Genomic DNA, 23,098 nt, shown 5'->3' with positions numbered 1-23,098 from the left:
CTTCACGTCTATTCGGGACGGCGTCCGCGCAGGATGCCGAAACCGACGAGGGCGCCGGACAGCAGGGTGAGGGCGAGTCCGGCGTAGGTGGTCGCCGTCTGGAAGCCTGCCGTGTGCAGTGCCGTCGTCAGCGCGCCGGGGAAGACCAGCGCCAGGATGGTGCCGCCCAGCGCGATGCCGATCCCGGTGGTGACTTCGCTGGCGGTGTCGACGAGCGCGGCTCCGATGGTGGTCCGGTTCGGCGGCAGGCCGCGCATCACGTTGGTGCCCGCGACGACCCCGACCACGCGCATCCCCGCCGCGACGAGGGCGAGCGCGAGGGCGATCCAGACGTAGCCGAAGCCGCCGAACGCGGTGTAGACGGCGAGTCCGCACACGACCGCGCCCGCGCTGAGCCAGGCGGCTTTGGTGAGGCCGACGCGGGTGACCAGGGGGCCGACGAGAGCGCCGCCGGCGATCAGGACGACGACCTGGGGCAGCATCCCGATCGCCGCCTGGGCGGGTGCCCAGCCCAGGCCGAACTGCAGGTGCAGGGTCACGAGGTAGCTCAGCCCGGCGGTCGCCAGTCCGGCCGCGGCCTTGAGCGCCAGTCCGCTGGACACCAGGGGCCGGGCGACGAGCTTCAGGTCCAGCAAGGGATAGCGGGCCGTCTTCTCGCGAAGGACGAAGCAGATTCCGGCGATGAGCGCGGCAGCGGCGGTGCCCCAGGGCAGAGCCGAGGCGGTGCCTGCTTCGACGAAGAGCGTGGGCGCGAGAAGCGTGAGGACGATCGTCGCGGTCCCCAGCACGGCGCCCGCGACGTCGATCGGATCGCGGTGCAGCTCGGCGGGATCGTCGGCGGGGATGCCGGTCCGGATGCCGATGAACGCGAGCGCGGCGACCGGCACGTTCACCACCAGCAGGGCTTGCCACGGCGCGACGGCGAGCGCGAGTCCGCCGACGGTGGGGCCGATGGCGAGACCGACCAGGCCCACCGTCGAGATCAGGGTGGTCGCGCGGACGCGCAGCACGTCTTCGTCGAACAGGCGGAACGCGAGAGCGAGCGACCCCGGTGTCGTCATCGCCGCCGCGATACCCATGACGGCCCGGACCGCGATGAGCTGCCACGCGACGGTGACGAACATCGTGGCCAGGCTCGCCACGCCGAGCAGAACGAGCCCGGCCAGCATGATCTTGCGCCTGCCGACCCGGTCGGCCAGCGCGCCGAACGCCAGCATCAGCCCGCCGAACACGACGGAATACACCCCGGTCACCCATTGCAGGGTGGTCGTCGAGGCGGAGAGTTCGCGGCCGATGGTCGGCAGCGCGACGTTGAGGATCGAGTTGTCGAGCATCTCGAACAGGAACACGGCCGAGAGCCCGGCCAGCGCGGGCCACACTTCGATCAGAGACCGGGGTGTGCGGGAGGTGGGGGAACGCAACATGAACACTCCTTCGAGGTGAAGGAGTGACGGTTCATTCGAACCCGTGTATGCGCGTGCTCAGAACGGAGAGCACGTTTCTACCCCGATGCCTTGATCATACGACACTCGTGAGTGGTAGTGACAGTTATTGAGAGGTAGGTCAAAGGTGGCGTGACCGAGCCTCTGTGGTGAAGGCCCCCTTCGCTGGCTTCAAGGCTGAGAGGTGGCCTTCGCGGCGTGGTTCTGGACCGGTCGGCGGGCGCCAGTCGTTCCCCGAGCGTCCACAGGGGCACTCCCAGGCGACTGAATGTTCGTTTGATGGCTAGATGCGTGGTTTTTGAGAGGGTCGTGAGCGGTAAAGAGGGTTAGAACCCGCTTACCACTCACGACCCCCTTGCAAAGCGTGCACATGGGCATCAATCGGACATTTGCCCACCCGAAATTGTCCTTTGTGGACAGTCAGGATGTGGCCAGCTCTCGTCGGCCGGTCACATCCGCGACGCTGAAGGCTCGGCGCGACCCGCCCGCGAACACGACATGTTTGCCCTTCTCCTCAAAGAGAACCGTCACTACCACTCACGAGCCCACGCACAGCGGATCAGGCAGGAGCGCCCCGCACCGCGAGTTTCTGCACGTCCATGTACAGACACCCGGCCGTGGACGGCTGCGGCGAGCAGACGTTGCCCGGGTAGAACGACAGCTGGTTGGACGAAACGGTGAGCCGCACGAACAGCACCCCGGTCCCGCTGCCCGGCGCGAGCTGGAGCGCGCTGAGCTTGTTCAGGTCGGCGGGCTTGAAGTCGCCGGTGCCCGCCTTCACCCAGGTCGTGCCGTCCACCGAGGTCTCGACCGTGACGTCCTTGGCCGCGGCGGGCGGATCGTCGCCGCAGTGGTTGGCCGGGTCGATCTCGATGGCGCTGACGTTGACCGGTTTGCCCAGCTTGATCGTGATGAACCTGCTCTCGATCGTGCCGTCGGGGCGGACCACCTTGTCGGTCGACCAGCCACCGCCGCCGAGCACCGAAGACGCCAGCAGATCGCCGGGACCGCAGCCGTACTGGGTGAAGTCGACGCCGTTGAATCCGGCGACCGTGGCCCCCGCGGTGCCGGAGGCCCAGTTGAGGCGCAGCGACCAGTCGACCTTGGTGGTACCCGAGCGCACCGACACCGCGCGGGTCTCACTGTCCGCGCCGCCACCGGAGGCATATACCTTCGGATAGGTGCCCGGCAGCACACCGGGGATCGTGTAGGTGCCGCCGGCGTCGGTGACCGCGGACAGCGAGCCGCCGAAACCGGAATCGTGGCCGCTGAACCGGACCGCGACGCCCGCGATCGGGGCGCCGCCTTCACGGTTGGTGACCTTGCCGGTCACCGTCCCGGTCGGGGTGCCCGCGGGAGGCGGCGTGGAGAAGTCCTCGGCCGGTTCGGTGTCGGCGCCGGTGATCGACGCGGCGAAGTAGCCCATGCCGCGGGCGGCGAAGGCTTTCCACAGCTTGGCGTGCGCGCGGCCGCCGTTGATCACCGTGTCGGCCTGCAGGATCGCGTTCCGCATGTCCAGGAACGACGGCGACGCGGGCGAAAGCTCCATCGCGCGGGTGACCAGCGCCCGCGCGAGCTGGACGCCGAGTGCCGAGCGGACGTCCCACAGCGTGCTCGCCCAGATCTCGCCGTCGGCGTGCACCTCCGGGAAACCGAGGATCCGGCCGAGGTCGCCGTAGGTGTAGCCACCGGGGCCCGCTCCGGGCGTTCCGGGACACTGCGGCGCGCCCGCGCCGACCGGGCAGTCCAGCGGCTGGGTGCGGGCGAGGGGTTTCCCGTCGCTGACGTAGTCGCCGCCGAGGAGCTCACCGGGAGCCGGGGTGTCCTTGATCGCGTTGCGGCCGACGAGGTAGTCGAAGGCGTACCAGTCGCTCCACGCCTCCCCCATCGCGCCGGACTGCAGGGAGTTCAGAGTGGAGTTTCCCTGCGCGTCGACGACGAGCCGGTTCGACAGCCCGTGGGTGTACTCGTGGTGGATGATCGTGGCGTCGTCCGCGGAGTTCGCCGCGAGGAACGGGTCGGTGGGGTCCCTGGGGTCGTGGAACAGGAACATCCCCATGGTCGGTGCCTGGCCGTCGGGCGGGGTGCCCATGAACGCGTTGTCGTAGTAGCCCGGTTCCTGGGCGCCGAGCAGGGTGTGGACCTGGACGGCGTCGCCGTCGACCTTCTCGAAGTTGCCCGCCTGGCGGGTGAAGCCGATCGGGAAGGAGGCGAGGTGGTCGTGGAAGCTGCCGACGTAGGCCAGGGCCTGCACGGCGTTCTGTTCGCGGTTCTTCGCCCACGAGCCCGGCGTCTTCGGGTCCCAGGAGCACGGCCTGGCAGCCGAGCAGGGCGGTCCGACGGCGGCGTTGAAGTCGGTGAACTTGTACCGGTAGGTGCCGTCGGTGTTCGGCCCGACCTCTTCCTGGGGCTGGAACTTCAGGTCGCCGTTGATGTCGGCGGCGACGTGCGCGACGTTGCCGTCCAAGGTCTTCGCGTCGGCGGGCAGCCAGCCCTTCTGCGTCAGGTTGACCTGTTTCTGCGGGCCCGGCTGGGCTTCCCAGGCGAGTCCCTTGGCGCCGTCGGCGTCGTTGGCGTGGTTCACCAGGTTCTTGCGGTAGAGCAGCTTCCCGGTCGCGGCGTCGGTCACCTCCTGGAACATCTTGTCCACGGCGGGTTTGGCCAGCGTGTACCAGGCGAGACGGATCCCGTCGGCGGTGAGGAACGCGACCTGCTTCGAGTCCGGGCCGGGAGCCGCGAGCGCGGCCGTGCCCAGCGAGGCGGGAAGGTCGCGCACGGGCGCGCCGTCCAGCTGGATCAGCCTGCCGTCCTTGGTGACGTGTGCCTTCAAACCGTTGCCGAACAACGGAATCCCGCCGACGGCCTGGGTGAAGGACAGGTGATGCGTGCCTTCGACGTCGACGTAATCCTTGCGCAGGCTCAGTTTCGCGGTGTCGCCGGCGCTGAGGCCGACGAGTCCTTGCTGCGCGCGCAGATAGTCGAGCACGATGTCGCGGGGCGCTTTACCGCTCGGGCCGGTGAGGAAGCCGTCGGTGCGGGCGAGGACGCGGGGGGTGCCGGTGAGTTCGTCGAAGTCGAGCACGGCCTGGTTGCCCAGCTCCGCGCGCGCCTTCGCGACGGAGTTCGCCCGGGACGCCGCGAGCCGGTCCTGCGCGCCGAGGACGCGCGGGCTGGTTCTCGCCGTGTCTCTGACGTCGATGTCCTTTCCGGATCTGTCCGGTGTGGTGTGTACGGCGCCCGGTGCCGGTGCCGCGCCGGCTTGGGGCGCTGTGATCAGCGCTAACACTGTCATTGCGGTCGCAGCGCACAACGAGGCACGCGAACGTGACGAACGTGACGTCACTCCAGACCCCTCTCTCGGTGGTGACGCAGACGTTCCCTTCGTACCGATACAGTCACAGTGGACGTCAGCGCCGATCAGGTACGGCCATCCCGGTGAGCGGTACCCCCGGCCCCGGACCGTCCACAGTGGAAAGAGCGGGATTCGTAGGAGACAATGGACGGCGCGACGGAATTCGAGGAACTGCGTCCCGTCATGTTCGGGCTCGCGTACCGCCTCCTCGGTTCGGCCGCGGAGGCGGAAGACGCCGTCCAGGACGCCTACCTGAAGTGGGCGGGCGCCGAACGCGGGTCGATCGAGTCGCCGCGGGCGTGGCTGGCGAAGGTGGTCACCAATCTCTGCCTGAACCGGCTGACCTCGGCCAGGGTCCAGCGCGAGCGGTATGTCGGGCCGTGGCTGCCCGAACCGGTCCTGACCTCGGACGACACGCTCGGTCCGCTGGAGACGGCGGAACAGCGGGATTCGGTGTCGCTGGCGATGCTGGTGCTGCTGGAACAGCTCAGCCCGGTCGAGCGGGCGGTGTTCGTGTTGAAGGAGGCCTTCGCCTACAGCCATCGCGAGATCGCCGCGATCCTCGACGTCTCCGAGGTCAACTCGCGCCAGTTGCACAGCCGGGCCCGGCGGGATCTCGCCCGACCCGACGAGCGACGGGTTTCGGACCCGTCGCAGCTGGAGAAGCTCGTCGAGAGCTTCCTGTCGGCGGCACGGGACGGTGACCTGCCTGCCCTGGAGAGTCTGCTCACCGCCGAGGTCACGGCGTGGTCGGACGGTGGCGGCAAGGCCTCCGCGGGTCGGCGTCCGGTGCACGGCGCCGCGAAGGTCGCGCGTCTGTACGCCGGGATGTTCGCGAGAGCCACGCAGGTGTCGATCGAGATCGGCGAGGTCAACGGCGGGCCGGCGGTCATCGCGACGGTCGGCGATGCGCTGTACGGCATCCTCGGGTTCGAGGTCGTGGACGGCCGGATCTCCGGGCTCCGCGCGGTCGCGAATCCGGACAAACTCGCGTTCGCCTCGCGGCAGCTGTCACGTTCCGGGTGGCCCGCCGGTTCTTGAGGGTGGAAGCTCTCGTGAACGGAGGACCATGGTGACGAAACCGATCCTGGTGACCGGCGGTACCGGCGATCTCGGCCGTGAGGTGGTGCGGCGGCTGTCCGCCGAGGGACTGCCGGTCCGGGTGATGAGCCGACGGCCGCGCCCTTCCGGCGAGTCCCACGAGTGGGCGCGGTGTGATCTGCGGACCGGTGACGGTCTCGCCGAGGCCGTCGCCGGTGTGTCGGTGATCATCCATTGCGCGTCGACCTTGGGGCGCGGGGACGAGCAGGTGACGCGGAACCTGGCCGAGGCCGCGCGGCGGGCGGGCGGGCCGCATCTGGTGTACATCTCGATCGTCGGCATCGACGTGATCCGGTTCTTCTACTACGACGAGAAGCTGGCCTCGGAGAAGGTGATCGAGGAGTCCGGTCTGCCGTGGACGGTGTTGCGCGCGACCCAGTTCCACGACCTCGTCGCGCGGGCGTCGGCGGTGCAGCGGCGGCTGCCGGTGACGTTCATGCCGTCCGGCTTCCGGTTCCAGCCGGTCAGCACCGGTGACGTCGCGGACCGGCTGGTCGCGTTGGCCTCCGGCGAGCCGGCCGGGCGGGTACCGGATCTGGGTGGCCCCGAGGTGCGGACCGCCCGTGACCTGGCGGAGGCCCACCAGCGGTCGGTGGGGCGCCGGAAACCGATCGTGCCGCTGTGGCTGCCCGGCAAGGCGTTCCGGGCGTTTCGGGCGGGCGGGAACCTGACGCCGGAGAACGCGACCGGAGTGGGCACCTTCGAGGAGTTCCTCTCTTCCCGCGGTTAGTCCTCTACTTGCGACGGCGTGGTCACACCGAGCCGTGCTCCCGGGGGCGAGTTACGGTGGCCTGGTGACGATCACCGGGTTCTTCTCCTCCTTCGAAACGGGTGATCCGCAGCCGGTGGATCCGGCCTTGCGCGTCGGCACCGGGCCACGGTCGTCGCCGACGGCGAAGCCGGGCGTCGGGTTCACCGGCACACGCGCCCTCCGCTACGAAAACTCGCTGCGCGCGACGGTGTTCGAAGTGGACGTCGAGGTCACCGGCAACACCGAACTGTCCTATGTGGTCTTCCCCGAGGCCGAGACCGACGCGGTCCCCAGCTATCGCAGCACGTTCGTGGCGCTGGACGTCGAGTTCGCCGACGGGACATGCGCCGGGTTCAGCGCCGAGAAGCAGGGCCTGGACAAGACGCTGTACGTCGATCAGTGGAACCTGGTGCGGCGCGGGCTGGGTGAGTTCGCCGGACGGCGGATCGCCAGGATCGTCCTGGTCAGCGCGCCACCGGACGGCGAAAGCGCGGGCTGGCTGGACGACGTCCGGGTCACCGAGCGCGTGGCCGAGATCCGCGACCCGGTCGACCACGTCCGCACCACCCGCGGCACGCATTCCAGCGACAAGTTCTCGCGGGGCAACAACTTCCCCGCGACGGCCGTCCCGCACGGCTTCAACTTCTGGACCCCGGTCACCGACGCGGGCGTCACCAACTGGCTCTACAGCTACCACCGGCACAACGACGCCGCCAACCGTCCGGCGCTGCAGGCGTTCGCGCTGTCGCATCAGCCGAGCCCGTGGATGGGCGACCGGCACACCTTCCAGGTGATGCCGGGAATCGGCCCGGTCGAGCCGGACCGGTCCCGCCGCGCGCTCGCGTTCTCCCACGACGACGAAATCGACCGGCCGCATCATTACGGTGTCCGGTTCGCCAACGACGTCACCACCGACATCGCCCCGGCGGATCACGCGGCCCTGTTCCGGTTCACCTTCCCGGGTGACCGCGGCTGGCTGCTGTTCGACAACGCCCGCAACCGGGGCGGGTTGCGGCTGGACGCGGCGAACGGCGTGGTCACCGGTCACACCTGGGTCCGCAGCAGGCTGTCGACCGGGGCGAAGCGGATGTTCGTCCACGCCGAGTTCGACGTCCCGGCCGAACGCGGCGGGAAGATCCGGCGCCCGGCCTGGCGCACGGTGACCGGGTTCCTGGAGTTCGCGGCGGGTGAGGTGACGATGCGGATCGCGACGTCGCTGATCAGCCTCGCGCAGGCGAAGCGGAACCTCGAACTCGAGATCCCCGCCGGAACGAGCTTCGAGCAGGTCCGCGATCAGGCCCGCGCGCGGTGGGCCGAGGTGCTGGACCGCGTCGAGATCGAGGGCGCCACCGAGGACCAGCGCGACACGTTCTACTCCAACCTCTACCGCCTGTTCCTGTATCCGAACTCCGCGCACGAGGACACCCCGGACGGTGTCCGCCACGCGAGCCCGGTCATCCGGCGTCTCCGTCCCAGCACCCGCACCAGGACCGCCGCGAAGGTCGTGGACGGCGAGATGTACGTCAACAACGGCTTCTGGGACACCTATCGGACCACGTGGCCCGCGTACGCCCTGCTCACACCCGGCCGGTGCGGGCGGATGATCGACGGTTTCGTCCAGCAGTACCGCGAAGGCGGCTGGATCTCGCGCTGGTCCTCCCCCGGGTACGCCAACCTGATGACCGGGACCAGTTCCGACGTCGCGTTCGCCGACGCCTACCTCAAGGGTGTGCGCGGGTTCGACGTCGAGACCGCCTACGAAGCGGCGTTGAAGAACGCGACGGTGACGCCGCGGGGGCAGAGCGTCGGCCGGAAGGGCCTGCACGAGTCGATCTTCCTCGGGTTCACGCCGACATCCGTCCACGAGGGCCTGTCGTGGGCGCTGGAAGGCTGCGTCAACGACTTCGGCCTGGCCAATCTCGCCGATGAGCTCGGCCGCCTGGACGACGCCGCGTACTTCCGGCAGCGCTCGCAGCAGTACGCGAACCACTTCGATCACCTGATCGGGTTCTTCCAGGGCCGCAACCGCGACGGCAGCCGTCACTTCGCCGCCGAGGGCTACGACCCGGAGGCGTGGGGCGGCGACTTCACCGAGACGAACTCCTGGAACACCGCCTTCTCCGTCCCCCACGACGGTGCCGGGCTCGCCGCGCTGCACGGCGGCACCGAAGCGCTGGAGTCCAAACTGGACACGTTCTTCGCGACCCCGGAGACCGGCCGGAAACCAGGGTCGTACGGCGGGCTGATCCACGAGATGACCGAGGCCCGCGACGTCCGGATGGGACAGTACGGGCATTCCAACCAGCCGTCGCATCACATCCCCTTCATCTACAACCACGCCGGTGCGCCGTCGAAGACGCAGCGGATCGTGCGGGAGGTCCTGCGGCGGCTCTACGTCGGCGGTGACCTCGGCCAGGGTTATCCGGGCGACGAGGACAACGGCGAGATGTCCGCCTGGTACATCTTCGGCGCGCTCGGGTTCTACCCGCTGGCGATGGGCAGCCCCGAGTACGCGATCGGGTCGCCGCTGTTCACGAAGGCGACCGTCCACCTGGAGAACGGGAAGGACCTGGTCGTCGAGGCGCCCGGCAACACCGCGGACACCGTCTACGTCCACGGGCTGACGATCGACGGACGTCCGCACGAGAGCAGCACGCTCCCGCATTCGGCACTGGCCGACGGCGCGGTGCTGGAATTCACCATGGGCGAGCGGCCGTCGGACTGGGGCCGGTCCCCCGCCGAACCGGCCGACCCGCGCCCGCTCGCGGACATCACGGTGGGCTCGGGCGCACTGTTCGACGACACCACCAAGACCGAGATCACCTTCCCCTCCCGCGAACCGGTCATCGACTTCCCCACGGACGGCTCCGCGCGCGAGGTCGTGATGTACACGCTGACCTCGGGAAGCCGCCGGGGTGATCCGCGCTCGTGGGTGCTGGAGGGGTCCGACGACGGCGAGCGCTGGGCGCTGCTGGACCAGCGTGAGGGCGAGGTGTTCCGATGGCGCCGCCAGACGCGGCCGTTCGCCCTCGCAGAGCCGGCGAAGTACGCCCGTTACCGTCTCCGTGTCACCTCGTCCACCGCCAGGCGGGTCACCCTCGCCCAAGGAGAGCTGCTCGCCCGATGATCGCCCGCATCACCCAGGCCACGACCGACCGTCTGGTCGCCTCCGATCCCGGCCTGGTCCGGCTCCGGCTCGGCTTCTCGGCCGTCCTCAGCATCATCGTCGCGGTGCTGGCCATCCTGCCGTTCCACCAGCCGCTCACGGTCACACTCGTCGCCGCGATCGCCGCGATGACATCCGCCTTCACCGTCAACGACACGACCCCGGGACAGCAGGCGGTGACGCTGGTGCTGGGGCTGCTGCTCGGCGCGGCATCGCTCACCGCGGCCAGTGTCGGTTCGGCGGTGCCGCCACTGGACAGCATCGTGTTCGTGCTGCTGATCTTCGTCGCGGTCTACGCGCAGCGGTTCGGTTCGCGCGGGATCGCGCTGGGATCGCTGTCGTTCTTCCTGTTCTTCTTCGCGATGTTCCTGCAGACCCACCTGAAGCAGGTGCCGGTGCTGCTGCTCGCGCTGACCATCGGGATCGCCGCCAACGCGGTGGTCCGGTTCCTCCTGCTACGCCGGCGCACCGACGCGGAGTTCCTCCGGATCCGGCGGGCGTTCCGGGCAAGGCTCGCCGCGGTGGTGCGGGCCGCCGAAGACCATCTCGCGGTCGGCGGCAGCGAGCGCACCCGCAAGCGGCTCCGCACGACGAACGCCCGTATGCACGAGTCCGTGCTGCTCATCGAGGACACCGCGCCCGAGGTCACCGGCGCGGACTCGGCCAACCGGCTCCGGCGCCGCGCGATCGAGGTCGAGCTGGCGGTGCAATGGCTGACGATCACCGTGCAACGCACCTGCGCCGAGGATCTCGACGACGACGTCCGGGACGACCTGATCGCGCGGATGCGGCGGTTCCGGTCGCTGATCGAACGTGATCCACGGGAACTGCCGCTGATCAGCGAGACCGAAGAGTTCAGCAAGATGCTGGTGGAAGGCAGCCGGATCGACGAGCACGCCGCGCCCGGCGACGGGGTCCGCCGGGCCATCGCCGAACTCGCGCTGGCCGACGTACGTGCGCAGCGGGTCGCCGAGCACGACGTCTCCGACGCCGGGGGTGATCCCGAGGATCCCGACGAGGAGAAGTCGGCGGCGTTCGCCTACGACAACCAGACCCGCAGCGCGATCCAGGCCGTGGTGGGCAGCGGGCTCGCCGTCCTCGGCGGGGAGCTGGTGTCGAGTCAGCGGTGGTACTGGGCGGTGCTGACGGTGTTCGTGGTGTTCATCGGCTCGTCGACCGCGGGCGCGACGTTCGTGAAGGGCGTCCGGCGGCTCGGCGGGACGCTGATCGGCATCGTGGGCGGGCTGGTGCTGACGCTGCTGGTGTCGGGCAGTGTGCCCGCGACGCTGGCGCTGATCCTGGTGTGCGTGTTCGGCATGGTCTACATGGCGCGGGTGTCGCAGGTGATCATGGCGTTCTTCATCACCAGCATGCTCGGGCTGCTCTACAGCCTGCTGGGGACGTTCAGCCTCGAGGTGCTGTGGATCCGGGTCGCGGAGACCGCGGTGGGCGCGGCGGCGGGTGTGCTCGCGGCGGTGGTGATCGTGCCGGTGCGCACCCGTGCGGTGATGCTGGACGACGTCTCGGCGTTGCTGGACGAGCTGGACGAGTTCGTCCAGAAGGCCGCGGGCCTGTTGTCCGGCGCGGAGAACGTCAGTGTCATCGAGAAGTCGCGTGATCTGGACCGGGCGGTGGACAAGGTCCGCACGACGATCGAGCCGCTCACCCATCCGGTGAACCTGAGCAGCCGGCGTGACTACGGCTGGCACGTGCTGACGACAGTGGAGACGATCGCGTTCCGCGCCCGGCACGTCGCGGCACGGTCGCAGGCCGGGCTGCTGGTGAACGAGGCGGATCGGCTGATGCTGTACACCGGGCGGATCCGGGCGAACATCGCGGTGCTGGGGAAGGCGATCGGCGCACCCGGCGGTTCCGGGCACGGGACGCTGGTCCGGGACGACGGCACACCGGTGGCGGACCGGATCGACGATCCGCAGGCGCGTTCGGTCCTCACCAGTCTCGGGCATCTCGACGAGACGGTGATCGCGCTGGGTCGCGTATTCGGGGTCGAAGCCACCGATCCGGCGCCGTCCGGGAAAGGGTGACGGCCTCCTTCGTCGAAGTTCGAAGAAGGCCGCCACCTCAGGGATCAGTTCTTGGGTTTGGGACAGGGTTTCCAGGAGAAGTGGTAGGTGGTCTTGATGGCACCGTCGGTCGAGTCCATGGTGACGAAGCTGGTGGTCTTCTTCGGATCGGAAGTGCCGACCGCGGCCCGCAATTCCGTGTTGATGTTGAAGTTCCGGTCCTCACCGCAGGGCTTGTAGACGATGGCACCGACTTCGATGTCGTCGGTGAACTGCCAGTTGTCTTCGAACGGTCCTTTCAGGTTGTGGTTGACGTAGGATGTCGGGGAATTGCCCTGGAAGTAATAGTTGGCTCGTTCGATTCCGGTGGCACCCGCGGCCAGCGAGGCGAAACCGCGGTAGTCCGCGCTCGCGATACCGTAGGTGAATCCCTGCGGTACGTGAACGTAGAGGTTGAGCTGACAGTTCTTGCGCAGATCGGTCGGTTTGGCACCGACGCCGACCTGGGCGGTGTATTCACTGTAGGTCACCGTGAATGCGGTGTTGTCCGGTGACACGGAAACAGCCGAGGTACCCGGTCTGCATCCGGTTCCGTTGACCGTCACGACGTCGATTACTATCTTGTCGGACGGCAGCAGGGGCGGCACCCAGCCATTCGGTGTGACAACCGAGGAGAAAAGCGTTACGGCAGCAACCAGCGCATTGAGCATGGGATCCTTCCCAAAACTTCCACACGGCGGGGAACTGGGGGGATTCGATGTTAGCGGAGACGATCGTTTCCGGGCCGCCCGCCGATCGGACGAAAACGGTTCCGGCCACCCGGATATCGCGGTGACCGCGGAAAAGGGGTCGTCGAGAAGACCCGTCGCCGCCAGGTGGGGCGACGACGAGCCGCGAAGTCCTCGTCAGGATGGCCAAGGCCCTGACCAGGCATGGGTGGGACGGCCTTCTTCCGGGCAGGGAAGCAGGCCGTCACCCTGGAGACGATGTCAGGCGGTCGGGCAGGTCTTCCACGAGAAGTGATAGGTGGTCCTGAACCCGCCGTCGGTCGAGTCCATCGTGATGAAACTGGTGGTCTTCTTCGGATCCGAAGTTCCGGCCCCGACCCGCAGTTCCGTGTTCACGTTGAGATTGCGGTCCTCGCCGCACGGCTTGTAGATGATGACGCCGCCCTCGGCCTCGTCGCGGAACTGCCAGTTGTCCGACAGTGGACCGTTGACGGGGTGACTCACCTGCGCTGTCGGCGAATTTCCCTGGAAGTAGTAATTCGCCCGCTGCAGCGCCTTGGAGCCCGATTCGAGCGAGGCGAAACCGCGGTAGTCGGCGCTGGCGATACCGTAGGTGAATCCCTGCGGTACGTGGATATTGAGGTTGAGCTGGCAGTTCTTCCGGAAGTCGGTGGGCTTCGCGCCGACGCCGACCTGGGCGGTGTATTCACTGTAGGTCACCGTGAAAGCGCTGTTGTCCTTGGCGACGGCGACCGCGGACGAACCGGGCGGGCAGCCGGAACCATTGACGGTGATCACGTCGATGGTGACGCGGTCCGGCGGCGGTCCAGGAGGAGGCGCCAAGCTATTCGGTGTTATTATCGATGAGAAAAGCGATACGGCGGCAACCACTGCGGTGAGCATGGGGTCCTTCCCAAAACTTCCACACGGGGGGCGGGGAACTGGGCGGACTCATGTTAGCGAAACGATCATCATGGTGCCGCCCGCCGATCGGACGCAACCGTACTGGCAATCGGTTCATGAAATTGTCTTATGGGCCTGTAACCGTTTTCCGAGGTCGATGAAAACACCATCGGCCCGGAAAACACCATTCGGTTCGCACGATATGGAAATGTGTTCCCCGGAGTCGGTGTTGACGATTCCGGAGAGACAAACCGCGATCGGCTCGCGACCCCCGCCGCGAGCTCCCGGTTGCCACGTCCGACACGGTTCCGGCGCATGGCCTGTGTCACGCCTCACCGCGAACTCGACCGGTAGCGGCATCGATCAAGACAAAGGTGACTGGACGCACCCGAACGGCGACTCGGGACAGGACTAGCATCGCGGTACAAGTCGATGTCGCCTCAAGCTGGAGAACCGCAATGACCCAAGCCCCTGTCAACGTCACCGTCACCGGTGCGGCCGGCCAGATCGGCTACGCGCTGCTCTTCCGCATCGCGTCCGGTCAGCTGCTCGGCCCGGACACCCCGGTGAAGCTGCGGCTCCTGGAGATCCCGCAGGCGGTCAAGGCGGCTGAGGGCACCGCGATGGAGCTCGAAGACGGTGCGTTCTCGCTGCTGGCGGGCATCGACATCTTCGACGACCCGAAGCAGGCCTTCGAGGGCGCGAACGTCGCCCTGCTGGTCGGCGCCCGTCCCCGCGCCAAGGGCATGGAGCGCGGCGACCTGCTCGAGGCCAACGGTGGCATCTTCAAGCCGCAGGGTGAGGCCATCAACGCCGGCGCGGCGAGCGACATCAAGGTCCTCGTGGTCGGCAACCCCGCGAACACCAACGCTCTCATCGCGCAGGCGCACGCGCCCGACGTCCCGGCCGACCGCTTCACCGCGATGACCCGCCTCGACCACAACCGCGCCCTCGCGCAGCTGTCGAAGAAGCTGGGCGTACCGGTGACCGAGCTGAAGAAGGTCGCGATCTGGGGCAACCACTCCGCGACCCAGTACCCGTCGATCGCGCACGCCGAGGTGTCCGGCAAGGCCGCGACCGAGGTCATCACCGACCAGGAGTGGCTGACCGAGAACTTCATCCCGACCGTCGCCAAGCGCGGCGCGGCGATCATCGAGGCCCGTGGCCTGTCCTCCGCGGCGTCGGCCGCCTCCGCGGCGATCGACCACGTCCACACCTGGGTCAACGGCACCCCCGAGGGTGACTGGACCTCGGCGGCGGTCGTGTCCGACGGCTCCTACGGTGTCCCGGAGGGCCTGATCTCCTCGTTCCCGGTCACCGCCGCGAACGGCGAGTACAAGATCGTCCAGGGCCTGGAGATCGACGACTTCTCGCGCGCCCGCATCGACGCTTCGGTCAACGAGCTGGCCGAAGAGCGCGACGCGGTGAAGAAGCTCGGCCTCATCTGAGCCTGAACAACCCGCGAAAGGCGGCCGTGTCCCGAGGACACGGCCGCCTTTTCGTTCGTCAGGCGAAGAAGTCCCGCGCGGGCCGGGGCACCCACAACAGCGCGACCAGCACCACCTGGGCGAGGACGACGACCGGGATCACCGCGTGGAACATCGATGAAGACGTCCACGAGAACACGCTGAACACCACCGAAAGCAGCTGCGTGGCCGTGGTCAGCCGCCGCGTCCAGCGGCGCCCCGTCGCGAGCTTCCACGCCGGAACCACGCACAGCACCAGCAGGATCCCGTGGAACACGGCCCCGGACTCGATCGCGACCGCAGCCGAACGGTCGACCTCGGCCTGCCCGAAACCCGGGTACCGCGCCGCGATCTCCGCGCGCAACGCCGCCTCGTTCGCCCACATCACCAGCGGAATCACCAGATGGCTCACCGCCACCGCGAACAGCAACGCCCGGGACGACCGGACCGCACCCGGCACCGTGTTCATGTCACCTCACCCGCTGATCCGCGCCGATGATCGTGTCGAGGTTCGCACGAGTGATCTCCAGCTCGCCGATCGCCTCATCGATCCGGTTCCGCTGCTGCCGCAAAGCGTCGACGAGCTCCGGGCAATCCGGCGTCAGCCAGCCGTCCTCGTCGACGATGCACGGCAGGATCTCCAGGATCTGCGCGGTGTTCAACCCGGCCGCGAGCAGGATCCTGATCCGCCGCACCGCCGCCACGTCGGCCTCGCCGTACACGCGATAACCGCTCGGCCGCCGCTCCGGCGTCAGCAAACCTTGTGCCTCGTAGTACCGCAGCGCGCGTTCGCTGACGCCACTCCGCCGCGCGAGTTCCCCGATCCGCATCCGCCCCCCGGACTTGACTCTGACGTCAATGTCAAGGTTTAGCTTAGCCGCCATGACCTCCGTGACCGTCCTCGGACTCGGCCCCATGGGCCACGCTCTCGCCGCCGCTTTCATCACCGCCGGCCACCCCACCACCGTGTGGAATCGCACCCCCGGCAAGGAAAACGGGCTCGCCGCAGCCGTCGCCGCGACCGCCGACGAGGCGATCGCAGCCAGTCGTCTCGTAGTCGTCTGCGTCCGGGACTACGAGGTGGCCGAGTCCATTCTCGACACCGACGCGCTCAAAGGCCGCACTCTGGTCAACCTCAGCGGCGGCTCACCGCGGCAAGCCCGCGAGATGGCTTCCTGGGCGGCGGACCACGGAGTCGACTACCTCGACGGCGTGATCGTCGCGACCACCGAAGCCATCGGAGGGCCGGAAGCCACCCTGTTCTACAGCGGCCCGGCAGACGTCTACGAGAAGCACCGCGGCACACTGGCCGCGCTCGGCGAGAACGCGAACCACCTCGGCGAGGACCCCGGCCGCGCGGCCGCGTTCGACGCCTCCCTGCAGGACATGCTCTGGACCTCGATGAGCGGGGTGATCCACATGTTCGCGCTCGCCAAGGCGGAGAACATCGGCGCCGACGCCATCGCCGGACACGCCAAGGCGATGCTCGGCTTCTTCCCCGACATGATCGACCTGCTCGCCGCCCAGGTCACCGCGGACCACTACCCCGGCGACTACGGCACACTCGAGTCCACAGCGGCCACTATGGACCACATCCTCGAGGCGATCCGGGCGCGAAACCTCGACAACGGCGTTCTCACCGCGGCCCGAACCCAGGTGGGGCGAGCGATCGACGCCGGCCACGGATCCGAGGGATTCGGCAGGCTCGCCGCACTCTAGGGCCGGAACTGCCGCGCCGTGATCCCTGACCTCGTGAGTGGTAAGGACGGTTCTAACCGCCCTTACCACTCACGAGACCCACAACGGCGCGGCACCACCGAACGCTAAATTGACCGAGTGCAGCTGAACGCGCTCCTCACCGGCCAACCGTCAGAAGTCCTCACCCGGACCCTCGAGCTCTCCCAAGCCGAGCGGAAGGCCTTGCTCCCCGACCTCCTGGCCGCGTTCAAGGACAGCAGCGAGTTCATCGAGGTCGAGCCCAACACCTACGGCGCCCGAAACCCGCTCAAGGGACAGCAAGCCGCGACCGCCCTCTGGGCCATCCTCCCGGCGAGCGATCCCCTGCTGCGCAAACTCTGGATCGCCTCACCCACGATCCTCGAACGCGTCCTCCAAGACCGCTCACTCGCCGAACGCAAGACGATCGCCCTCCGCATGATCGGCCACCAAACCGCCTGGGAAGCGATCCGCCGCATGATCCTCGACGGCGACCTCGAACCCATCAAGACCGCCGACTACCACGCCGGCTGGTTCCGCTGGGCCGGACGCTTCCGCGGGCAGTCCTTGGCCGAACGCCTCCGCACCGAACCCGAAGCACTCACCGAACTCTGGGAACTGCTCGCGACCGAAGGCAACGGAGACGCCAGCTTCGCCGCCTTCGACAAATACGTCCGCGACGAGGACAAGTGGTCCACCGCACTGCTCGAAATGACCGGAACCGGCGAACTCGACCGAACCCGGCTCTTCGACCTCACCCTCGACATCCTCGCCCGCGACTTCGCCGCCTTCCGCGCCCAGTGGTACGCGGCGCTCCACGAGGCCTTCGAACCCACTCCCGACGAGCGCACGACAGCGCAGAGCCGCTACGCCCGGCTGTGCGGAAGCGGCCTCCCCCGCACCGTCTCCTTCGCCGTCAAGGCACTGTCCCTAGTGGACAAACAAGGCACGCTCGACGGCGAAGTCGCCCTCCGGCACCTCCCCGCGGCAGCGGCCGGACGCGGCGCCGCCACCGCCAAACTCGCACTCAAGCTCGCCGGCCGCATCGCCGACCGGCAACCCGAACTGACCGGCCTCGCCGACGAAGTCTTCGAAGCGGCGCTCACCCACGAAGCCTCCGACGTCCGCGCCCTCGCCACCGCCAGACTCGGCGTCACCCCGGACACACCGGCCGTCATCGAGACCGTCGAGTACCCGGAACCCCTGCGACCGCCCTGGCACCAGCGCGAGACGCTCACCATCCCGCTCCAAATCCCGGACACCCCGGCCGCGGTCGCGGAAGCCCTCTCCTCCCTCCTCGCCGACCCCGACCAGGCCGACCTTCTCCTGGCCGTCCTCGACGGCACCCACCGCGTCGCCGCCGAACTCAAGGACGCCCTCAAACCGCTGGTCAAACGCGCCACCAAGATCACGAACGAGAAATACAGCGCGGCTGTCCCCAAACTGCTCGCCACCCTCATCCTCGGCCTCAGCGGCCGCGACGTCGCCCACCCGCCCCAGGTCGACGGCTGGCGCCGACCACTCCACCACCGGGTCACCGCCCTGCTGGAGGGCACCGCCGTGCCCGTCTCCGCGGCCACCCACCAAGGCGGCTGGCTCGACCCGGTCGTCTTCGTCTCCCGCATGCTCGAACACCCCGAAGCACCCGAGGACGACGTCGCCGACGCACTGCTCCGGCTCGCCCCGGACACCCGGACCGAAGCACTCGCGCACGCCGACGCGCTCACCGGACCGCACGCCGACCACATCCGCTACGCCCTCGGCGGGCCTCCGATCTCCGAAACCGGTTGGACCGCTCTCGCCGCGGCCCGCGCACGACACCCGGAATCCGCAGACCCCGCCGCCGCCTTGGGCGGTGAACCCGGACCGCCGATGACCTGGTCGGCGAAGGTCGGCCCCAACGCATACGGCCTGAACTCACTGGACCTCGACGAAACCCCGGAAGCCGTCTCACCGAAGGCTCCCTGGCTAGGCGTGCTTTACGACGGCCCGGATCCCGAGTGGCTCGGCTTCACCGAATGCCACGAGGCGGTGTCCTCGCCGTACGACCGCGACTACTTGGAAGCCGCGGTCGCCGGGAACCTGTTCTTCAACGACGTCGAAGTCGGCTATCCCGTCGAGAAGGCCGTACTGCCCCCATTCCTCGACAGCCCGTCGATACCGGGATTCCCCGGCACGATGCTCATCGCCACCACGCTCGTGCTGAAACGCCCGACAGCCTCCCAGCTGGGCACGGACGCCGCGCTGACCCTGTTGGACCAGCGGATGCTCGGCCCTCGCGCGCTCGGCGAAGCACTGGGAGTGCTCGGTCCCCACCTCATTCCGACGAGGCTGGCACCCCGGCTCTCGATCATCGCGAACGAACACCCGATCGCCGTACTGTCCACTCTGGACACTTTGCTGCCCGCCTTGGAACCTTCCCACCGGGGCCTCTTCGCGCTGCTGGAACTCGCCGCGGACCTGGTGGAACGTGGAGCAGGCGCGATCAGCGCCGAAACGAAGGAATGGCTGGCGGGGTTCGAGGGCAGTTCGAAGGCAGCGAAGGCGGCATCACGCCTCAACCGCTGACATCCGGGCCGCCAGCACGTGTGAACACGGACCGCGATTCTCCTGGTGCTTGGCCCACCAGGCACAGGTGCACCCGGGCGGCGAGAGCCGCACACGCTGCACCGACCCGGCGCGAGCGATCTCGTAGCCGCCGTCCGGCAACGACCGGACGGCTCCGGCAGCAACGAGTTCACGGGCCTTCGCCAGCCGCCGGTTCTCCGGGCCACGCCCGCTCGGGAGCTCGCGCGAGAACCACGTGCCGTCGACGACGTCGTGACCGGCGCGGCCCGTGACGAGCTCCGTCGCTTCGAGGCCGGCCGCCAGCGAGTTCAGCCAGCCGCCCTCACCGGAGAAGCCGCGAGACGGTTCAGGGGACAGCGTCACGATCAGCCGCGCCCGCTCCAGCTCGAGCACCCAGCTCGCGACCTCACTGCCCGGCCGCGTGTAGACGGTCAGGCCTTGGGCGAACCGGATCAGCGGCTCGACGATCCGGAGCCGATGCAGCCCGGACGCCGGTATCGAGTCCTGGCCCGCTCGCGAGGTCAACCGGAGTCCACGGCCGGACGCCACCGCCCACGACTTCCCGACGGCGGTGGGCAGCCTCCGCAGAAAGGCGCGCGCTTCGAGCTTGTCCAGCTCCGCCTTCTTCACCGCGCCCGCCGTTACAGCGGCGACCTCGGCGAAGCCCGCCACCCAGCGATCCGGCAGTGGCACGAGCGACTCGTCGTTCTGCCCGTCGAGAGTGCGGAGGTGGATTCCGTCCCCACGAACGGTCAGGTGCAACGGATCTTGCGCCACCACCCCGGCCAGCACCGTCCTCGTCGCCTCGGACAGGTCCACATTGGTACATCCCTCACCGAGCTCGCCCGCTTCCAGCACATCGAGCCTGGCGTAGACGCCACAGCACGGCGAAAACGCCTCCGCGCGCAGCGTCGTCCGGTCCGCGGTGAACACCGGATCGGACTCGGCGATGAGCCGGTTCACCATCGACGGTGGCATCCAGAACCGCGTGCGCGCGACTTTCCCCAGGACCAGCAGAGCTTGCGCCGCCTGCGCCCCGGGTTCGACGAAACCGTCGAAAAGCACTGGTACCCGGACGTCTTCTTCAACCGGCTCCAGCAAGATCTCGGTGATCACCGGGCCACCCTAGCCAGAGGCCCTGACACTCTTTGCGGGTTTTGACCGGTCCCGTTTGAAATTGATCTTGTTCTTTGCCGAGATGTATAGGGCGTTATACACTTTAAGTCAACGGCAGACCCCGGGATTGCCGTCCGAGGTCTGCCGCCGCCCTCCCCCCGGCCTTTGGGTCTACCGGGCCGATCTCCGCCCGGCGAACGGGTCCGACTCCCCTGCCACAAAGAAGGCATCATGCGACAGCTCCGGAGCCAGGCCGCGATGCCCGGTCGCGACCCCTCCCCCAAACGAAGCGCGCTCGTCCCGACGGGAAACCCGCCCGGCCCCGAAGCCGATTGCCAGCCCCAGTGGCAACAACGCGAGTTCGGCGATCTGTATCCAGTTGGCGAACATCGGACTCCCTCTGCTCGGCTTGCCCCTCACCCGATCACCTCATGCTATTCGCAGACTATTCGCACTTGAAGCGGCTATCCGTGTACTATTCGCGATCTAGTGCTATCTGGGGGTAGCATGATCATGCTTCGAGCGACAGCTCCGCCCGCCTCGACCCTGCGAAAGAAGCTCATGCCCACGTCGTCGCCCCACCCTGGTTCCGACCGCGCCCGGCTCGCCACGAAGCTTCGCGAGATCCGGGCCACCACCGGACTGTCCGGCAACCAATTCGCCAAGACCTTGGGCTGGCCCCAATCGCGGGTGTCCAAGATAGAGACCGCGGCGCAATTCCCGACCGGCGAAGACGTCACGAGATGGCTCGCCGCTGCCGACGCCGTCACCGAGGAAGACGTCGTCACCGAGCTACTCAAGCGTGCCCGCGTGGAATCAGTATCGTTTCGCCAAGAGTTCCGGAAGTCCGGCGGGGCCACCGCACGACAACGATCGGTCCGCGAGCTGGAGCGGCAGGCCTCCCGCGTCGCCACGTTTCAGCCGGCATTGCTTCCTGGCCTCGTGCAGACGCCGGGTTTCATGCGTGAGCTGCTCGCACTCCCCTCTGGCCCCGCGAGCACCGGCGGCGCCTCCGACGCCGATGTCGAGCACATGGTGGCCGTCCGGATAGAACGACAGTCTCAGCTGTACGAGCCGGGCAGAGCCATGCCGATAGTCATCGGCGAGGCCGCTTTGTGGATCCGGATAGGCGATCTCGAGACGCAACTCGGCCAGCTGGACAGACTTCGCTCGCTCGTCGGCCTACGCACGGTCGACCTGCGGATCATGCCCTTCAGCACCGCCATGCCGATCGCGCCGCTACACGGCTTCAGAATCCACGATTCCGACCTCGTCATCGTGGAGATGTTCGCCAGCGAGCACCTGATCATGGATCCGGGCGAGATCGCCGTATACGAGCACATGTTCAGCCAGCTGCAAGCCGAAGCCGTGGCCGGCGACGAAGCGGCCCAGCTGATCCAGAGTGTGACCAGGCGTCTGAGCGACGAGTCCTGATCACACCGCGGTCCGACACGTTCGACACTCCGCGTGCGGCTCTTCCAAGCTGGTGATGAAACTGTGGTCCATGGTGGCGAGACTGAAACCGTACTGACTGTTCAGCGCGAGCTTCGGCGCGTTCGTGATCAAGCGCATCACCGCGTGCGCGACCAGGTTGCCCGCGACACCGGCCGTCACCGCGTTGGCCGCGTGCGCCGGGAGGGTCGCCGCGGGTCTCCACGTCGCCAGCGGCGGCCGCTGGGCGTCGCGATCCTGCTCGGCGAGACGAGCGCACTCGTAGCACGGTCCCGCCCCGGGACGGTAGATGCCCAGATTGACCTGCGGGCCGTGATATCCCCCGTAAACCCAGGGCGTTCCGGTCGACGCGCACGCTTGATTCGTCCACGTCCGGAGTTCCGGAGGATGGTCGGCGGTCATGATCAAGACGTCACAATCGGCGGCAAGTCTCCGCAGCGACGCGACGCTCTCGATCCGCGTCGGCTCCCCCGTGACTTTGACGTCCGAATTGGCCGCACGCAGCCTGTCCACGGCCACGTCCACCTTCAGCAGGCCGAGATGCTGCTCGGTATAGAGAATCTGCCTGCTGAGGTTCGAGAGCTCGACCACGTCCGGTTCGACGCAGTGCAACCGCCCCACCCCTGACATGACCAGGCCCAGGGCGGCCGTGCACCCGACGCCACCCACGCCGACCAGCACCACCCGCGCCCGGGCCAGGGAAACCTGGAAGTCCCAGCTCGAACTTCTTCGCGTCAGATCGATCCACCGGTAGAGCGACCGGCCTCTCGAGTGACGCTCGAGTTGTCGCGCGGTCAACGCGATACACGCCGGCTCGTCGGCGTCTTCGACGTAGCCGCGTTCGATCAACGTCTCGATGGCGGCAGTGGCCTTTTCAGGACAGGAAGCCGGGATTCGATCAGCCAGGTCGGCGACGACCTGGCTGATCGTTCGCGTTCCGTCGAGAAGGTCCAGCAACGCCCACACGACACCATCGGTGTCTCTCAGTTCGGCGGCTATGCCGAAGACTTCCCCGCCGATCCGGATCCAGCCGTCGCCGAAGCGGACCGGTCGATGCTCGTCTTTGATACGTGGACGCACCGGAACCCCTCCTCGGTCAACCGTTGTCTCCGCTGTAAACGTGGCGAATCGCGTCAGCACGCTCCACCATCACGATCTCGATCATCACCAACCACCCCCTCTCCCCCGACAGAGCCGCGTCTCCCGCCGACCCACCTACCGGCGGTTCCACCTCCACAATGTAAACTCAGCATTTGTAGATACCCCAAATGTAGAACTCTACATTGTGGTCGTCTATAGTCGTTTCTAGACTA

Annotated in this window: 16 protein-coding genes; 8 read left to right on the top strand and 8 right to left on the bottom strand. The window is 68.0% G+C overall.

Going from position 1 to position 23,098, the window contains the following annotated elements; genetic code table 11:
- Positions 1 to 8: 8 nt before the first annotated feature.
- Together ACLJRM_RS18055 and ACLJRM_RS18050 are read right to left on the bottom strand one after the other, a co-directional pair.
- Entirely contained in the window at positions 9 to 1,424 is a 1,416-nt protein-coding gene (locus ACLJRM_RS18055; RefSeq protein WP_410663668.1) for an MFS transporter, read from the bottom strand.
- Between the two features lie 577 nt (positions 1,425 to 2,001).
- Positions 2,002 to 4,734 (bottom strand): M36 family metallopeptidase, encoded by a 2,733-nt coding sequence (locus ACLJRM_RS18050; protein ID WP_410663667.1) that lies wholly within the window; start codon positions 4,732 to 4,734, stop codon positions 2,002 to 2,004.
- Positions 4,735 to 4,938: 204 nt separating this feature from the next.
- Between ACLJRM_RS18050 and ACLJRM_RS18045 the strand changes: the two genes are divergently transcribed.
- From ACLJRM_RS18045 to ACLJRM_RS18030, 4 genes are all read left to right on the top strand, one after another.
- Positions 4,939 to 5,835: an RNA polymerase sigma-70 factor gene (locus ACLJRM_RS18045; protein WP_410663666.1), complete on the top strand. Its 897-nt coding sequence runs from the start codon at positions 4,939 to 4,941 to the stop codon at positions 5,833 to 5,835.
- A gap of 31 nt (positions 5,836 to 5,866) precedes the next feature.
- Positions 5,867 to 6,625, top strand: a complete 759-nt coding sequence (locus ACLJRM_RS18040; RefSeq protein WP_410663865.1) for an SDR family oxidoreductase — start codon at positions 5,867 to 5,869, stop codon at positions 6,623 to 6,625.
- 64 nt (positions 6,626 to 6,689) lie between these two features.
- Complete coding sequence (locus ACLJRM_RS18035) at positions 6,690 to 9,773, top strand: GH92 family glycosyl hydrolase (RefSeq protein WP_410663665.1); 3,084 nt, start codon at positions 6,690 to 6,692, stop codon at positions 9,771 to 9,773.
- On the top strand, positions 9,770 to 11,857 hold the full coding sequence (locus ACLJRM_RS18030; RefSeq protein ID WP_410663664.1) for an FUSC family protein: 2,088 nt from the start codon (positions 9,770 to 9,772) through the stop codon (positions 11,855 to 11,857). Before ACLJRM_RS18035 ends, ACLJRM_RS18030 begins: the two co-directional genes overlap by 4 nt.
- A 44-nt stretch (positions 11,858 to 11,901) precedes the next feature.
- On the opposite strand, the gene ACLJRM_RS18025 is transcribed toward ACLJRM_RS18030, so the two are convergent.
- Both ACLJRM_RS18025 and ACLJRM_RS18020 read right to left on the bottom strand, forming a co-directional pair.
- A complete protein-coding gene (locus ACLJRM_RS18025; RefSeq protein WP_101607992.1) occupies positions 11,902 to 12,546 on the bottom strand; it encodes a DUF4360 domain-containing protein in 645 nt (214 codons plus the stop codon).
- Positions 12,547 to 12,825: 279 nt separating this feature from the next.
- Positions 12,826 to 13,467 (bottom strand): DUF4360 domain-containing protein, encoded by a 642-nt coding sequence (locus ACLJRM_RS18020; protein ID WP_168214328.1) that lies wholly within the window; start codon positions 13,465 to 13,467, stop codon positions 12,826 to 12,828.
- 458 nt (positions 13,468 to 13,925) lie between these two features.
- Here ACLJRM_RS18020 and ACLJRM_RS18015 point away from each other — a divergent pair, with 458 nt between their 5' ends.
- Positions 13,926 to 14,915 carry a malate dehydrogenase gene (locus tag ACLJRM_RS18015; RefSeq protein WP_101607993.1) on the top strand — a complete coding sequence of 330 codons (990 nt, stop codon included), beginning with the start codon at positions 13,926 to 13,928 and terminating at the stop codon, positions 14,913 to 14,915.
- 58 nt (positions 14,916 to 14,973) lie between these two features.
- On the opposite strand, the gene ACLJRM_RS18010 is transcribed toward ACLJRM_RS18015, so the two are convergent.
- Positions 14,974 to 15,402: a hypothetical protein gene (locus ACLJRM_RS18010; RefSeq protein ID WP_101607994.1), complete on the bottom strand. Its 429-nt coding sequence runs from the start codon at positions 15,400 to 15,402 to the stop codon at positions 14,974 to 14,976.
- Position 15,403: 1 nt separating this feature from the next.
- On the bottom strand, positions 15,404 to 15,763 hold the full coding sequence (locus ACLJRM_RS18005) for a MerR family transcriptional regulator (RefSeq protein ID WP_410663663.1): 360 nt from the start codon (positions 15,761 to 15,763) through the stop codon (positions 15,404 to 15,406).
- Positions 15,764 to 15,815: 52 nt separating this feature from the next.
- Here ACLJRM_RS18005 and ACLJRM_RS18000 point away from each other — a divergent pair, with 52 nt between their 5' ends.
- On the top strand, positions 15,816 to 16,652 hold the full coding sequence (locus ACLJRM_RS18000) for an NAD(P)-dependent oxidoreductase (protein ID WP_410663662.1): 837 nt from the start codon (positions 15,816 to 15,818) through the stop codon (positions 16,650 to 16,652).
- Positions 16,653 to 16,769: 117 nt separating this feature from the next.
- Complete coding sequence (locus tag ACLJRM_RS17995; RefSeq protein ID WP_410663661.1) at positions 16,770 to 19,217, top strand: DUF6493 family protein; 2,448 nt, start codon at positions 16,770 to 16,772, stop codon at positions 19,215 to 19,217.
- On the opposite strand, the gene ACLJRM_RS17990 is transcribed toward ACLJRM_RS17995, so the two are convergent.
- On the bottom strand, positions 19,200 to 20,333 hold the full coding sequence (locus tag ACLJRM_RS17990; RefSeq protein WP_101608003.1) for an SWIM zinc finger family protein: 1,134 nt from the start codon (positions 20,331 to 20,333) through the stop codon (positions 19,200 to 19,202). The two genes, ACLJRM_RS17995 and ACLJRM_RS17990, sit on opposite strands and share 18 nt — an antisense overlap.
- A 507-nt stretch (positions 20,334 to 20,840) precedes the next feature.
- On the opposite strand from ACLJRM_RS17990, the gene ACLJRM_RS17985 reads away from it, so the two are divergent.
- A complete protein-coding gene (locus ACLJRM_RS17985) occupies positions 20,841 to 21,767 on the top strand; it encodes a helix-turn-helix domain-containing protein (protein ID WP_410663660.1) in 927 nt (308 codons plus the stop codon).
- Here ACLJRM_RS17985 and ACLJRM_RS17980 read toward each other — a convergent pair whose 3' ends face one another.
- Complete coding sequence (locus ACLJRM_RS17980) at positions 21,768 to 22,925, bottom strand: HesA/MoeB/ThiF family protein (RefSeq protein WP_410663659.1); 1,158 nt, start codon at positions 22,923 to 22,925, stop codon at positions 21,768 to 21,770.
- Positions 22,926 to 23,098: the final 173 nt, after the last annotated feature.

This window comes from Amycolatopsis sp. lyj-84 (assembly GCF_046549075.1).
Classification (GTDB): domain Bacteria; phylum Actinomycetota; class Actinomycetes; order Mycobacteriales; family Pseudonocardiaceae; genus Amycolatopsis.
The sequence above is the reverse complement of the archived record's forward strand: the minus strand, read 5'-3'. Positions and strand labels throughout refer to the sequence as shown.